Origin of the sequence: Photobacterium aquae, from assembly GCF_001029445.1 — a bacterium.
In the GTDB taxonomy this organism is placed as follows: domain Bacteria; phylum Pseudomonadota; class Gammaproteobacteria; order Enterobacterales; family Vibrionaceae; genus Photobacterium; species Photobacterium aquae.
Genome location: NZ_LDOT01000005.1, coordinates 159764 through 174280, shown reverse-complemented (window position 1 = coordinate 174280; position 14517 = coordinate 159764). Strand labels below are relative to the sequence as shown.

Below are 14517 nucleotides of genomic sequence, written 5' to 3'. Positions count from 1 at the left end.
CTGCCATCCGGCGGGGGCTTTTTTATTCCTTCCTCCACCAGCTACAGGCGATCTACAATACCGTCCTTTTCCCCCTCCACTGCCGAGAAATCACCATGTCTTGCCGTTCCTGCCAATCTGTCTTTCTCGCAAAACTCGGCCGCTGCCGCCGCTGCATGAAGCAATTGGCAATCACCGCACCGTTGGCATGGTTGCTATGGGGAATAGGCTTCCGCGACACTCCGGCAACCGTCGGGGCCATCACCACACTGGTCGCCGCTATCGCCACCTCGTTGCTGCTCGCCGCCCACCTGATCCGGGCAAGACAGCTCAACGCCGCCAAACAACGCAGCAAAAGGCCATAACTAAAACAGCCCGGCACAATGGCCGGGCTGAGCAATAAACGGTTCAACGGTTTCCACCGCGGCACTTAGGCGACACTGACCGTCGGGATCTGCTGCTCCTGATCCAACCTGACTTCCAATGCCACCTCGTCACAGGCATGCTGACGCGGGCAACGGTCGCAGTCTTTCATCACCTTTTCGGGCAACAAGCTCTTCGAGGTAGGGACAAAGCCCTGCTTCATGAAGAATTCAGGCACCCGGGTCAAAACGAAAACCTTCTTGATCGCCATCTGCGCCGCCTTTTCGACAAGATGGTCGACCACCGCCCGCCCCTGTCCTTGCTGCTGCCAGCCCGCCTCAATCCCGAGCGAGCGGATTTCTGCCAGTCCCGAGTCATAGACATACAGCGAGGCACAGCCGGTCACTGTCCCATGATGCTCGGCAACCGCAAACGACCCGATATCCCGCACCAGCTCGTTGCGCATCCGCGGCAGGTTCTCGCCGAGCCCGGCCCAATAGGCCACCATCCCCTCGATGGCATCGAGATCGGTCAGCCGCGCACCGCGTACCTTCACCCCCGGCGAATAACGCTTCTCAAGCCGCTTTTCTGCCTGGCCAATTGCATGGTCGACCTGATTCGGCGCCACGCCGCCCAGCGCGCAGCGCTTCTCAAGGCATGACTCAATGGTCAGGATCGGATAGACATCAACATCAATCACCGGCGAAAAGGCTCGCATCTCCTCGAGCGATAGCTCCTCGAGGGCGCAGCCCTTCTTGATCGCCGCCACGACGGCAACCCCGACGATATGGTGGGCTTCACGGAACGGGATCCCCTTGGCAACCAGATAGTCCGCCAACTCGGTGGCATTGGAATACCCCTGCATCGCCGCCTCGAGGGTACGGTCCTTGTTGACTTTGATCCCGTCGAAGCACAGAGCCGCCATCTCCATACACTCATGCCAGGTATCCAGCGCATCGAACAGCCCTTCCTTGTCCTCCTGCATGTCCTTGTTGTAGGCCAGCGGGAGTGCCTTGACCGTCATCATCATCCCGGCCAACGAGCCATATACCCGCCCGCACTTACCACGGATCAGCTCAAGGGCATCGGGATTTTTCTTCTGCGGCATCAATGACGATCCCGAGGTCACGGTATCGGCCAGCTCGATAAAGTTCGACTCCCCGGAATTGTAGAAAATCAGGTCCTCGGCCATCCTCGACAAGTGAAGCATTGAAATCGAGGCCGTCGACAGCAGCTCCATCACATGGTCGCGATCGGAAACCGAATCAAGGCTGTTGCGGGTTGCCCGGTGGAAACCCAAACTATGGGCAAGAACCTCACGGTCTATCGGGTAAGCCGTACCGGCCAGCGCCCCCGAGCCAAGCGGGCAAGTATCCAAACGGCTCAGGGCATCTTGCAAACGCGAGTAATCACGCTCGAACATCTCGACATAGGCCAGGCACCAGTGGGCAAACGTGACCGGCTGGGCACGCTGGAGGTGGGTATACCCCGGCAAGACCGTCGCCTGATGCACCCTCGCCACCGTCACCAGTTGGTTCTGGAGGTGGTCGAGCATCAGCAGCAGCTGCTGGCCCTGCTGGCGACACCACAACTTGAGATCGGTCGCGACCTGATCATTACGCGAACGCCCGGTATGAAGCTTCTTGCCCAGATCGCCCACCTTGCCGATGAGCTGCTGCTCAACCCAGCTATGGATGTCTTCCGCATCGGACTGGAGGATCTGAGACGGGTCTTCCATCACGGCCAGCTTAAGCTCGTTGAGCGCCAGCTCCAGCCTCTGCTGCTCCTCTTCGCTCAGCACGTTAACCTGACGCAGCGCCTTCGACCACGCAATCGAACCGACAATGTCCTGCTCTGCCAGCCGATAGTCAAACCGCAAAGAGTCGTTGAACTGCTTAAACCTCGTATCAGCTGCCTGGCTGAACCGTCCGCCCCAGAGTGCCATGGTACTTCTCCTATCCTACTTATCCGACTTGCTCATTATCGTTATGGGTCTTACTGGTTTTTCTTCTGTTCGTTCAAAGCACGGATACGGCTCGCCAGCGAGTAAAGACGGATAAAGCCGCCTGCATGGCTGTGATCATAAACCTCGTCCTCACCGAAAGTCGCGAACTCCTCCGAGTACAAGCTGTTGGAAGAACGCTTCTGCACAACAGTGGCCTGCCCCTTGTAGAGCTTAACCACCACCTCGCCGCTGACGTCCTGAGCCAGCTCATCGGCAGCTGCCAACAGCGACTTGCACAACGGGGTAAACCAACGCCCGTCGTAAATCAGGTGCGAGGCCTTGAGGCCAAGAGTCTGGCGGAACTCGAAAGACTCTTTATCAAGCACCAGTTGCTCAACGGCACGCAGAGCTTCCATCATGATGGTGCCCCCCGGAGTCTCGTAGCAGCCACGCGACTTGATCCCCACCAGACGGTTCTCGACGATATCGATACGGCCGACACCGTGCTCCGCCCCCTTGGCATTGAGGTAGGCCAAAGCGTTGTAGGGGCTCATTGCCTCACCGTCGACGGCTACCACCTCGCCTTTTTCAACCTGCAGCGAAACCAACTCCGGCTGATCCGGAGCCTGCTCGGGATCTTTGGTCCACACCCAGCACAGTTCGTTCGGCTGGTTCCAGGTATCTTCAAGCACCCCGCCCTCGGTCGAAATATGCCAAGCATTGGCATCGCGCGAATAGATCTTCTCGAGCGTGGCCGTCGTCGGCACATTGCGCTCGGCAAGGTAATCAAGCAGAGCCTCACGGCTGCGCAAGTCCCACTCTCGCCAAGGCGCAATCACCGCCAGCTGCGGAGCCAGCGCCGCATAGGTGCTCTCGAAACGGACCTGATCGTTGCCTTTGCCGGTACAACCGTGGCAGAGCGCGTCCGCCCCGACTTGCAAGGCACACTCAACCTGAGCCTTGGCGATGATCGGACGGGCCATCGACGTCCCCAGCAGGTACTTGCCCTCATACACCGCCCCCGTCTTGAGGCTCGGGTAGATATAATCCTTAACCATTTCCTCTTTCAGATCGGCGATATAGCAGGCCGATGCCCCCGAGGCCAACGCCTTCTCCTCGATCCCGACCAGCTCTTCCTCGCCCTGGCCGACATCGGCGACAAACGCCACTACCTCACAGTCGTAGTTTTCCTTTAACCAAGGAATAATAGCGGATGTGTCCAGACCGCCGGAATAAGCCAATACTACTTTTGATACCTTGCTCATAATGCTCTCCTAATTACCTGCTCGACGGTCGTCCCGCTCAGGCTTGTCTCTGTGTAATCCGTTAACTGAAAATTATCCCGCCCAGAACCTAGCCATTCTCGGGCGTAAACTTAGTACCAATACTCTGGCCGCTAAACAGCGCCGCCAGCCTGTCTGGGTAACGCCAGCTAGCAACCTCTATCGGCTGGCCAAGGGCACTGGCCGCAGCGAACGCCGCCCGTACCTTGACCACCATCCCGTCGGTGATCACCGCATGGCTGATCAGCGACTCAGCTTCCGTCTCGGTCAGAGTCGGGATAAGACGCCCTTTACCATCCAGTACCCCGCTGACGTCGGACAACAGCACCAGCTCGGCATTCATCGCCGCCGCAACCGCAACTGCCGCCTGATCGGCATTGACATTCATCAGCTTGCCGTTGCCGTCCAGTCCTATCGAGCTGATAATCGGCACATAGCCGGCCGCCATGACCGCGCTCAACAACGTACCGTCGCCAGGGCTGGCCTTGCCGACGGCACCAAGCTCGGGGGCAAGCTCTTCAACCTGACACAAACCGCCATCAGCCAAGCTGAGGCCAACCGCTGCCACCCCGGCCTTCAGCGCTTGTCCCTGCAGTAGCTTGTTGGCCGTACCGGCCAGCGCACCTGCGATATAGGGCACCTGATCCGATGGCGTCACCCGCAACCCATCCTTTTTCACCGTCTCGAACTGCAGCTTGGCCATCAGCTCGTCGACCAAATACCCGCCGCCATGAACCAATATCAGTGGGCGCTGTGCCTGCTGCTGGTATTGGCCAATTGCCCCGAATAACTTCTCAAGCGTGTCGGAACAAGACAGCACCGCACCACCCAACTTGATCACCAAAGGAACCTGACTCATGCCTATCTCCTACTGCCTTATTTCCGCCTAAACCAACGCCGTCATCTGAGGGAATTTATTTCGAATATTTATGCATTGCATTGCTTGCGATGACGCACCTTTGAGAAGATTGTCAATCGCAGAGGTTAAAATAATGTGTCCGTTATGTAAGCTCCAGCCAATGTCGCAAAAACAGGTATGGACAACATCCTGTAGCCGTGCAGGCTGGTTGCCCAGCAGCCGAACAGCATGAGGATCCCCGCCTTGCGAATAGGCCTTGACCATCGCTTCGGCTATCGCCGCCTCGGTCGTCCCCGGGGTCAATTTAGCCGTGATTGTTGCCAAAATCCCACGTTTGAAGCTGCCGAGGTGAGGGGTGAAAATCACCTCCCGGCCAAGGTGAGTAGCAATTTCTGGCTGATGACGGTGGCTGAAGATCCCGTAGGCCTGCAGGCTAACCTCACAAAAGCTATTGGCCATCGTTGCTTTGCGGCCCGCCCCTGACGCCCCGCTCACCGCATTGATCACCGGCCACTGGCTGTCATCAATCAAACCGGCCTCGATCAGGGGCTTAAGCGCCAGCTGGGCCGCCGTCGGGTAACACCCCGGCACCGCAACCAGTTGGGCAGTGGCAATGGCATCTTTATTCCACTCCGCCAACCCGTATACCGCCTGCTCCAGCCAATCCGCCGCCTGATGTTCGAAACCATAATAACGGGGATAAAAATCATCACCTTGAACTCTGAACGCACCAGAAAGATCAAAGACCTGACAACCATGAGCCAAAAAAACCGGGGCCAATTCATGGCTCACCTCATGGGCAGTTGCCAGCAGCACGATATCGGCCTGCTCCGCGACTTTGCCGGGGTTAACCAAGGGCTGCAAAGGCATATCAACAAGCCCTTTCAGCGTTCCATGCAACGCACTGATCGGCTTATTGGCATCATGACTGCTTGCCGAGACATACAGCCCAGAAAGCTGGAGATGGGGATGCTGGTGAACCATTTTTGCCAGCTCTGCACCGGTGTAGCCGCTGGCACCGATAATCAGGGTCTTGAACATAGTTTTTCCGTTATTTTGTCTTTGGTATGGGCGTGCAGCAGATGCTGCCAATGAGGGGGTGCGCACGGGGGCACCAAGCGAATAGGACTTAGCGTCGTCGGAGGGAGACTGTGGTGAATAGCTTCGCTTGGTTCATGTTAACAATATCCTTTCAGGGGAGACCGTCAGATCACAATTCTGGGTCTGCCTATCCGTGGCAGTGTAATTTCTCAATGAGATATTTTTATTCACATCAAATGAATTTATATGTTTACCATATTAATATTTGGTGTCAACAGGCTGTATGAAAAAAACACAATATTTCTTCCTTACAGAGGGTAGACCAGATTAACAAGAAGGGATCACCTACCGTGAAAAACAGGAGATCTCGCCAGCAAAAGCCAGAAGCGGATAAAATTAAAGCAGAATGTACTACCAGCACGCACAAACCGTGCCTTAATCAGTCAATTTCACGAAAGTTAGTTACAAAAGCAGCTACGGATTATGACAAAAATCAATGTCCGGGCGATTTATCATGGATAAATTCGAACATTGTTGACCTTCGAGCCGGATCACAGCTAGATTGTCCTCTTATCACGTTATCAATGGATGTAATTTTTTTACGAGATGGATGCGATATGAACGAAAAGTACAGCGCGTTAAGAAGTAACGTCAGTATGCTTGGCCATATGCTGGGCAATACCATTAAAGATGCGCATGGTGAAGAGCTACTCGAAAAAGTAGAAACTATCCGCAAACTGTCAAAATCTGCACGCGCAGGAAATCAGGATGATCGCGCCAAGCTGATCGATGAACTGCAAAACCTGCCCGATGACGAGCTCCTGCCGGTAGCCCGTGCCTTCAGCCAATTCCTCAACCTAACCAACATCGCAGAGCAGTACCACACTGTTTCGCGCCATAGCGAAGAGCACATTTGCAGTCCCGATGCCATTGATGCCCTGTTTGCCAAACTCAACAGCCAGGACATCAGCCAATACGACTCGGTTCAGGCCGTCCGCGATCTGAAGATTGATCTGGTTCTGACGGCCCACCCGACAGAAATCGCCCGCCGCACCATGATCCACAAGCTGGTACAGATCAACAAATGCCTGTCCAAGCTGGAACTGAGCGAACTGTCGAACTCCGAACGCCACAAAGTCGAGCGCCGCCTCGAGCAGTTGCTTGCCCAAGCCTGGCATTCCGATGTGATTCGCCAGCAGCGCCCAACCCCGCTCGACGAAGCCAAATGGGGCTTTGCGGTGGTAGAAAACTCCCTGTGGCAGGCGGTACCTGAATTCCTCCGCCAGTTCGACGAGAAGCTAACCGCCCATCTTGGCGAGCGCCTGCCTATTGATGCGGCTCCGGTTACCTTCTCCTCTTGGATGGGCGGTGACCGCGACGGCAACCCATTCGTCACCTCCGAGGTAACCCGCGAGGTCCTGCTGCTTTCCCGCTGGAAGGCTGCCGATCTCTACCTCAAGGATGTCAAAGAGCTAGTCAGCGAACTGTCGATGGTCAAATGCAACGACACTGTCCGCGAGCGGGCTGGCAATGAACACGAGCCTTACCGTGCCATTCTCAAGGATCTTCGCACCAAGCTGACCAACACCCGCGATGTGCTGGATGCCCAGATCAAGGGGATGGACGTCCCGAGCTTCGGTATTATCGACCACGTCGACCAGTTGTGGGTTCCTCTCCACGCCTGCTACCAGTCACTGCACGAGTGCGGCATGGGGATTATTGCCGACGGCTTGCTGCTTGACGTTCTGCGCCGAATCAAGTGCTTCGGTGTTCATCTGGTACGCCTCGACATCCGTCAGGAAAGCACCCGCCACAGCGATGTGATTTCCGAGCTAACCCGCTACCTCGGCCTAGGCGACTACGACCAATGGAACGAGCAAGACAAAGTCGCGTTCTTGGTTCGTGAACTGGCCTCAAAACGTCCGCTGCTCCCACGCGAGTGGGAACCTTCTGACGAGGTCCGCGAAGTCATCGCCACCTGCCGAGCCATTGCGACCCAGCCACGCGAGGCTCTCGGTGCCTATGTCATTTCAATGGCCCGCACTGCCTCCGATGTGCTTGCCGTACACCTGTTACTGCAAGAGGCCGGTTGCCGCTTCCGTATGGACGTGTGCCCGCTGTTCGAAACCCTTGACGACCTCAACAATGCCGAGGCGGTGATCAAACAGCTAATGGGCATCGACTGGTACCGCGGCTTTATCCAAAACCACCAAATGGTCATGATCGGCTATTCCGACTCGGCCAAAGACGCCGGTGTCATGGCGGCTGGCTGGGCCCAATACCGTGCGATGGAAGCCCTGGTCGGCGTCTGCGAGGAAGCCGAGGTCAACCTGACCTTGTTCCACGGCCGCGGTGGGTCCATCGGCCGTGGCGGAGCCCCAGCCCATGCCGCGCTGCTGTCACAGCCACCGCGCAGCCTGAAGGGCGGCCTGCGAGTTACCGAACAAGGTGAGATGATCCGCTTCAAGCTGGGCTTGCCGGAAGTCGCCGTCAACAGCCTTAGCCTCTATGCCAGTGCCATTCTCGAAGCTAACCTGCTGCCGCCGCCTGAGCCGAAGAAGGAATGGGGCGAGCTGATGGATGTCCTGTCCGAAGTCTCCTGCGAGGCCTACCGCGATGTAGTGCGCGGCAATCCGGAATTTGTCCCTTACTTCCGCGCTGCCACCCCTGAGCTAGAACTCGGCAAACTGCCGCTCGGCTCGCGCCCGGCCAAGCGTAACCCGCAAGGTGGCGTCGAAAGCCTACGTGCGATTCCTTGGATCTTTGCATGGAGCCAGAACCGCCTGCTGCTACCTGCATGGCTCGGTGCCGGCGAAGCGATCCAGTTCTCGATCGACAAGGGCCACCGCGACCAGCTCGAGGAAATGTGCCGCGAATGGCCATTCTTCTCAACCCGCTTAGGAATGCTGGAAATGGTCTTTACCAAGACCAATATCGGGATCGCCCAATACTACGACCAGCGGCTGACGGCCCCTGAGCTATGGCCACTAGGCCAGCAACTGCGCGACCAGCTCCAGCGCGATATCAAGGCGGTACTGAACGTCGAAAACAACGACCACCTGATGGAGCAGAACCCTTGGGGAGCTGAGTCTATCCGCCTGCGTAATATCTATGTCGAACCACTCAACATGCTCCAGGCCGAATTGCTGTACCGTACCCGTCAGCAGGAAGAGCTAACGCCAATGCTGGAAGAGGCCCTCATGGTGACCATCGCCGGTATCGCAACCGGTATGCGCAACACCGGCTGATCCGACATTGCAACCCAACGCAAAAAGCCACCTTCGGGTGGCTTTTTTATTGGCATTTAACCTTTCGAACTTTTGACTCATTTTTGAGACAGAATAAGCAACAAGGCTTGTCTATTGTTAAGGCTGTGAACGCACTTGAACTTAAACAACACTCATTGCTTATTAGTGCTTATACCACAAGGAACAAGACAAGCATCACAACACGGGCAATTGGTTTAACCAGAAATTCCCGATATCACATTCTGTTGTCGATAAATAACTCAATGATGTGTATGCTACGTGATCTCGATCGGGCACTGCAACAACATGATTATAAAAACGCCAAAGAGCGATGGGTAATGTTAGTCCGATTGATTTCTTTTTTGTTGTAATTTAACGGATAGAAGAGATGTCACTACCACACGTTATTCTGACCGTGCTGAGCAACCGCGACGCAACCGGTTACGATATCACCAAAGAGTTTTCCCACAGCATCGGTTATTTCTGGAAAGCCAGCCACCAGCAGGTTTACCGTGAACTTAACAAGATGGCCAGCAACGATCAGGTTACCTGCAAGCTGGAACCACAGGAAGGCAAGCCTGACCGCAAAGTCTATTCGATAACAGATCTCGGCCGCCAGGCACTGTTCGAATGGTTCCAAGAGCCGGCTCGCAACCCAACAATCCGCGATGAGTTTTCGGCGAAACTGGCCGTATGCGGCGTCCACAACTCGCTGCCAATGCAACAGCAGCTAGAAGCGTTGATCGAGGAATCACATTCCCTGCTCAACCACTATAACGAAATGGAAAATATCCACTTTGCCAACTACCAAAACATGGATCGCCAGTCTCGCCTTGACCGCCTGACCTTGCGCCGTGCTGCCCACAACCGCCAAGCGTGGATTGACTGGGCAGAGGAAGTATTGGCCGAGCTTAAAGACATGGACGCACCAAACAGCCCTGTCGCGCTATAAAAACAATAAACCAAAATGCACAAAAGCCGCTTTCTTCCAAAGCGGCTTTTCTTTTGTCTGAGCCCTGCTAGGCAGGCACAACATTATTAGCCCGGATCCCCAGTGTATGGCAGATCGCATACGTCAGCTCGGCGCGATTGAGGGTATAAAAATGGAAGTCTTTCACCCCTTCGCGGCTTAATACCCGAACCATGTCAATGGCATTGCTCGCCCCTACCATCTGCCGGCTGAGCAAATCATCCTCAAGCCCCTCGTACTGCTTTTCCAACCACCCCGGGATCTTGACGTTATTCGTCAGGGCAAAGCGCTTGGCCAGCGTCATGTTCGAGACCGGCAGGATCCCCGGCACAATCTCAACCTCTATCCCCGCGGCCACGCAACGGTCGCGAAAACGCAGGTAACTCTCGACATCGAAGAAGAACTGAGTAATTGCGCGGTTCGCCCCGGCATCGACCTTTCGCTTTAGATTAATCAAATCAGCCTGGGCGCTTCTCGCCTCTGGATGGACTTCAGGATAGGCCGCCACCGAAATATCAAAATCCGCCTCGCTACGCAATAACTCAACCAGATCAGAGGCATACATATCCGGCTTGCCGCCTCCGGGAGGCAAGTCACCGCGCAGGGCGACAATCTGGCGGATCCCGTTCTGCCAGTAATCTCGGGCGATAGCACGCAACTCATCACGGCTGGCATCGATACAGGTCAAATGCGGTGCCGCAACCAACCCGGTCTGATCCTTGATGTCTTTGATAATCGAATGGGTTCGATCACGCTCGCCAGAATTGGCGCCATAGGTCACCGAGACGAACTTCGGCTTGAGCGCCTTGAGCCGATGGATTGACTGCCACAGCGTCTGTTCCATCTGCGCCGAACTCGGGGGGAAAAACTCAAATGACACATTGATCTTGCCATCCAAGTCGGCAATGGTCTGGTTCAGTGAATCGAGATGGCTCGCGTGTGAATAACCCATAGTCCCTTCCTATCCTGCGGCAGACTCCGCTGCCAATCGTATTCAATTTGAACGTTTAGACGTCTATATGTCCAAATCATGCGTGGTAACCCATTCAAAGTCAACACAGCGAACTTGAAGATTATTCATGTTGATGTTGTGTTTTTTTCAACTGCCCGCATACAGAAAACCCGCCTTGCAGCGGGTTGTCCTGTCATTTTTGCTATCCACGGCTGTAGCATTCTCAGTGATGTCCGAACCGCAGGATCATGCTCTGCCCTTGCCCGGCAACGACCACTATTTCAACATGGTCGCCATTCGGTTGATATCCGAGAGCAAGGCGCCGGCCGTGACATCTCGTCCCGCCCCCGGACCGCGGATCACCAACGGATTGTCGCGATACCAATGGCTCTCGATGGCAAAAATATTATCGCACGGCAGCAAGTTGGCCAACGCATGCTCTGCCGAAAGCGCCTCAACTCCAACCACAGCCTTGCCGTGACGGTCTAGGCGGGCGACATAGCGCAGTACCTTGTCCTCTCTCTGCGCCTTGCGCAGCCGCTCAGAAAGTGCGGCGTCCAACAATTCGGCCTGCTCGAAGAATCCATCCAAGGTCAGGTTCCGCATTGCCTCCGGCACCAAATCCTCGACCTTGACCTGCTCGGGCTCAAGCTCAAGCCCAGACTCCCGGGCAAGTATTACCAGCTTGCGCATCACGTCACTACCATCCAAGTCGTGGCGCGGGTCGGGCTCGGTAAGGCCCTGCTGCCACGCCTGCTCTACCAGCACCGAGAACGGAATACTGCCGTCATACTGCTGAAACAGCCATGACAGGGTGCCCGAAAATATTCCCGACAGGGCAATAATGGTATCGCCGCTTTCGCTGAGATCACGAACGGTATGGTTGATCGGCAGCCCGGCCCCGACCGTGGCATTGTACAACCAGTAACGGCTGCTCTTGGCAAAGGCATCAATCACCGCATGGTAATCATCCCCTGCGGCAGATCCCGCCACCTTGTTGGCCGAGATCAGGTGGAGCCCCGCTTCGGCAATCGCCGGATAGCGCCCTGCCAGTTCCTCGCTCGCCGTCACATCGAGCACGATGACATCGTCATAGCCATGCCCGGATAACTCAGTCAGCCAATCACCGGGGGGATACTCGACCGATTCATCACCAAACGCATCCAGAACCCGTTGCGGCTCAATACCCTCTGTATCAATCCAGTACTGGCGGCTGTCGACAACGCCAATCAGGGTAAAGCTCATGCCGTGGCGCTTTTCAATGCTGGCTTTCTCGCGCTCAAACAGTGCCAGCCAACGGCTGCCGATATTGCCTTTCCCGCATAAGACCAAACCGAGCCGCTTCTGGGCCTGGAACAGTTGCTGGTGAAGACGCCCAATCAGATCATCAAGCCGGGTCTGGCGCAACACAGCAACCAAACTGAGCCCCGATTCGGACTCGGTCATGAACTCAACCGGCTCGCGCTTGAGCTGCTGGTAAAAACCGTGGCAGTGTACCGCATTGGCCACCACCCCGGCCCCCACGGCGGCAACCAGCGAGAAGCCTTCGCGCAGTTTAAGATCAACCCCGATCCCGCTATCTTGCAACAGTGCCAGCACCCCGCCCGCTATCTCCGAGGTATACGCCAGCCTGATCAGGCCCTTGTCAGTCTGAATATCCCTCGCCAGCGGCGCCAACTGGGCACGCAATAATAGTCGCTCCAACTCGGCCACCATCGGTTCCAGCAAATGGGCTCGGGGGCACTGAACCTCCAGCAGGCATACCTCTTCCAACGACGTCACGATTTTTGCGCCCCGGCCAGATGCCAATACCCGCTCAATCCGGGTTGAGCCTGACTCCGGCTGGTGACTGCAACGCAAGGTCAAATCAATGGCACTGTTCGCCACCGGCTGCAAGGTACGACTATGAAGCACCGGAGCGGCCAGTCGGGCCAGCTCATCGGCCTCATCAAGTCGCAACAGCGGCAATAGGCAGGCATCGCCGACTTTGTGCGGGTCAGCACTATAAACGCCGGCCACATCGCTCCAGATCGTCACTCGGCCAACGCCAGCAAGCGCCCCGATCACTGTTGCGGAATAATCCGAGCCGTTGCGTCCGAGCAACACCGTTTCCCCCGCTTGGTTACCCGCCACAAAACCGGTGATCACCACCCGGTGTTGCTGCTGGGCCAGCTGGGTCTGCAGCAGCGGCCATGACAAGGCCCTGTCGACCTCGGGCTGTGCCGCCCGCTCCGCCCTCAGGAAAGTCCGCGAATCCAGACAGGATGCCACCAGCCCGCTTTGACTCAGCAAGGCCGCCAGCAAGCGTGCCGACCACTGCTCGCCATGCCCAAGCACCCATGCCCGCTCAGCGGTGCTCAACGGCCTGTCGCCGAGCTGCACCAGCTCAGAAAGCTCGAGGTGGAGTTGGGTCAGCAATGCATCTGCCGGTTCGCCACTGAGCAATTCTTCGATTAGCTGCTGCTGAAAAGCCCGCAGCTCCTGAAAGGTTTCGTGGGCCCGGCGACCGTCCTGCTCAAGCTGGGCCATCCACTCGATCAGGTTATTGGTGGTCTTTCCCGCCGCTGACACCACCACCAGATCCTGCTCTCCGGCATACTCGCCGACGATGGCGACAACCCGGCGATAACACTCGGCATCAGCCAGGCTGCTACCGCCAAATTTGTGTAACTGGCGCTCTACTCGTCCACTCATACCGCCACCTCCGCCGACTTGGCGAAGGCCTGTGCCAGATCCGCAATCAGATCCTGCGGGTCTTCAAGCCCGACCGACAGGCGCAGCAACGTCGGTTTTAGCCCCGCCTCTTGCTGTGCCTCATCGGACATCGCCCGATGGGTCATACTGGCCGGATGGCAGATAAGGCTTTCGGTGCCCCCGAGGGATTCGGCTAATGAAAAACACCTCAGCTCGCGGACGAACGTTTCAAGCTGCTCCATGCTTCCTGCCAGCTCGAAGCTCAGCATCGCCCCGAACCCTTTCTGCTGGCGCAGGGCAATGTCATGGCCGGGGTGGGACGGCTGGCTCGGGTGATAGATATGCCCCACCAGCGGCTGCTGCTGAAGGAAGGCAAGAATGGCCAGGCTGTTCTCTTCATGCCCCCGCATCCGGTGTGCCAGCGTGCGCAGGCCTCTCAGGGTGAGATAGGCATCAAACGGCGCGCCCGTGGCCCCGATGCAGTTCGCCCACCAGGCTATCTGCTCACCCTGCTCGGGATCCTTACTTACCAACACCCCGCCAAGGACATCGGAATGGCCGTTGATATACTTGGTGGTAGAGTGGACAACAAAATCCGCCCCCAATGCCAAGGGCTGCTGCAGAATTGGCGAGAGGAAGGTATTATCGACCGCGACGAGGGCACCGGCCTCAGCAGACTGCCGGCACAGCGCGGCAATATCGATGATTCGCAGCAACGGATTGGAAGGCGTTTCGACCCACACCAGCTTAGGCCGCAACGCCAGCGCCTCAGCCAGAGCCAGTGGATCAGTCTGATCAACAAAACATACCTTGAAATCCCCTTTCTCGGCTCGTGAGTTGAACAAACGGTACGTGCCCCCATAGCAATCATGCGGGGCAATGAGCAGATCATCGGGCCCCAGCAGTGCCGTTGCTAACAGGTTGATTGCCGACGTGCCGCAATTCGTTACCACCCCCGCAGCGCCGCCCTCCATCTCGGCCAATGCCTCGCCAAGCATATTGCGGGTCGGATTGCCCGAACGCGAATAATCGAAGGTGGGAACGTCTCCAAGTTGGGAAAAACCGTAAGTCGTGGTCAAATAGAGCGGCGGGACAACAGCGTTGAACTGAGAGTCGGACTCGATGCCTTTACGAACCGCGACGGTGGCAAGTTGCTTGTCACTCATAATTACTATCCTTGTAA

10 protein-coding genes are annotated in these 14517 nt (G+C 56.6%); 3 read left to right on the top strand and 7 right to left on the bottom strand.

What is annotated here, in order from left to right; genetic code table 11:
- Window positions 1-95: 95 nt before the first annotated feature.
- Window positions 96-344, top strand: coding sequence for a DUF3624 domain-containing protein (locus tag ABT56_RS23515; RefSeq protein WP_084722162.1), 249 nt, complete (start codon window positions 96-98; stop codon window positions 342-344).
- Window positions 345-409: 65 nt separating this feature from the next.
- On the opposite strand, the gene argH is transcribed toward ABT56_RS23515, so the two are convergent.
- The 4 genes from argH to argC form a co-directional block, all read right to left on the bottom strand.
- Window positions 410-2287 carry an argininosuccinate lyase gene (gene argH, locus ABT56_RS05320; RefSeq protein WP_047877828.1) on the bottom strand — a complete coding sequence of 626 codons (1878 nt, stop codon included), beginning with the start codon at window positions 2285-2287 and terminating at the stop codon, window positions 410-412.
- Window positions 2288-2337: 50 nt separating this feature from the next.
- Complete coding sequence (locus tag ABT56_RS05315; protein ID WP_047877827.1) at window positions 2338-3552, bottom strand: argininosuccinate synthase; 1215 nt, start codon at window positions 3550-3552, stop codon at window positions 2338-2340.
- An 88-nt stretch (window positions 3553-3640) separates the two neighbouring features.
- A complete protein-coding gene (gene argB, locus ABT56_RS05310) occupies window positions 3641-4429 on the bottom strand; it encodes an acetylglutamate kinase (protein WP_047877826.1) in 789 nt (262 codons plus the stop codon).
- A gap of 27 nt (window positions 4430-4456) precedes the next feature.
- Window positions 4457-5470, bottom strand: coding sequence for an N-acetyl-gamma-glutamyl-phosphate reductase (gene argC / locus ABT56_RS05305; protein ID WP_047877825.1), 1014 nt, complete (start codon window positions 5468-5470; stop codon window positions 4457-4459).
- A gap of 617 nt (window positions 5471-6087) precedes the next feature.
- Between argC and ppc the strand changes: the two genes are divergently transcribed.
- Together ppc and ABT56_RS05295 are read left to right on the top strand one after the other, a co-directional pair.
- The gene (ppc, locus tag ABT56_RS05300) at window positions 6088-8718 is read left to right on the top strand and encodes a phosphoenolpyruvate carboxylase (protein WP_047877824.1); all 2631 of its coding nucleotides are present in this window, start codon (window positions 6088-6090) and stop codon (window positions 8716-8718) included.
- A 388-nt stretch (window positions 8719-9106) separates the two neighbouring features.
- Entirely contained in the window at window positions 9107-9670 is a 564-nt protein-coding gene (locus ABT56_RS05295) for a PadR family transcriptional regulator (RefSeq protein ID WP_047877823.1), read from the top strand.
- A gap of 67 nt (window positions 9671-9737) precedes the next feature.
- On the opposite strand, the gene metF is transcribed toward ABT56_RS05295, so the two are convergent.
- From metF to ABT56_RS05280, 3 genes are all read right to left on the bottom strand, one after another.
- On the bottom strand, window positions 9738-10640 hold the full coding sequence (gene metF / locus ABT56_RS05290; protein WP_047877822.1) for a methylenetetrahydrofolate reductase: 903 nt from the start codon (window positions 10638-10640) through the stop codon (window positions 9738-9740).
- Between the two features lie 276 nt (window positions 10641-10916).
- Window positions 10917-13334, bottom strand: coding sequence for a bifunctional aspartate kinase/homoserine dehydrogenase II (locus ABT56_RS05285; protein ID WP_047877821.1), 2418 nt, complete (start codon window positions 13332-13334; stop codon window positions 10917-10919).
- Complete coding sequence (locus ABT56_RS05280; protein WP_047877820.1) at window positions 13331-14500, bottom strand: O-succinylhomoserine (thiol)-lyase; 1170 nt, start codon at window positions 14498-14500, stop codon at window positions 13331-13333. The genes ABT56_RS05285 and ABT56_RS05280 overlap by 4 nt, the downstream gene beginning before the upstream one ends.
- Between the last annotated feature and the right edge of the window lie 17 nt (window positions 14501-14517).

What these genes read in the sequence shown, in the direction of transcription:
- argB (WP_047877826.1), bottom strand. Translation starts at nt 4,429, where the DNA reads ATGAGTCAGGTTCCTTTGGTGATCAAGTTGGGTGGTGCGGTGCTGTCT.
- argH (WP_047877828.1), bottom strand. Translation starts at nt 2,287, where the DNA reads ATGGCACTCTGGGGCGGACGGTTCAGCCAGGCAGCTGATACGAGGTTT.
- ABT56_RS23515 (WP_084722162.1), top strand. Translation starts at nt 96, where the DNA reads ATGTCTTGCCGTTCCTGCCAATCTGTCTTTCTCGCAAAACTCGGCCGC.
- ABT56_RS05285 (WP_047877821.1), bottom strand. Translation starts at nt 13,334, where the DNA reads ATGAGTGGACGAGTAGAGCGCCAGTTACACAAATTTGGCGGTAGCAGC.
- metF (WP_047877822.1), bottom strand. Translation starts at nt 10,640, where the DNA reads ATGGGTTATTCACACGCGAGCCATCTCGATTCACTGAACCAGACCATT.
- ABT56_RS05295 (WP_047877823.1), top strand. Translation starts at nt 9,107, where the DNA reads ATGTCACTACCACACGTTATTCTGACCGTGCTGAGCAACCGCGACGCA.
- ABT56_RS05280 (WP_047877820.1), bottom strand. Translation starts at nt 14,500, where the DNA reads ATGAGTGACAAGCAACTTGCCACCGTCGCGGTTCGTAAAGGCATCGAG.
- argC (WP_047877825.1), bottom strand. Translation starts at nt 5,470, where the DNA reads ATGTTCAAGACCCTGATTATCGGTGCCAGCGGCTACACCGGTGCAGAG.
- ppc (WP_047877824.1), top strand. Translation starts at nt 6,088, where the DNA reads ATGAACGAAAAGTACAGCGCGTTAAGAAGTAACGTCAGTATGCTTGGC.
- ABT56_RS05315 (WP_047877827.1), bottom strand. Translation starts at nt 3,552, where the DNA reads ATGAGCAAGGTATCAAAAGTAGTATTGGCTTATTCCGGCGGTCTGGAC.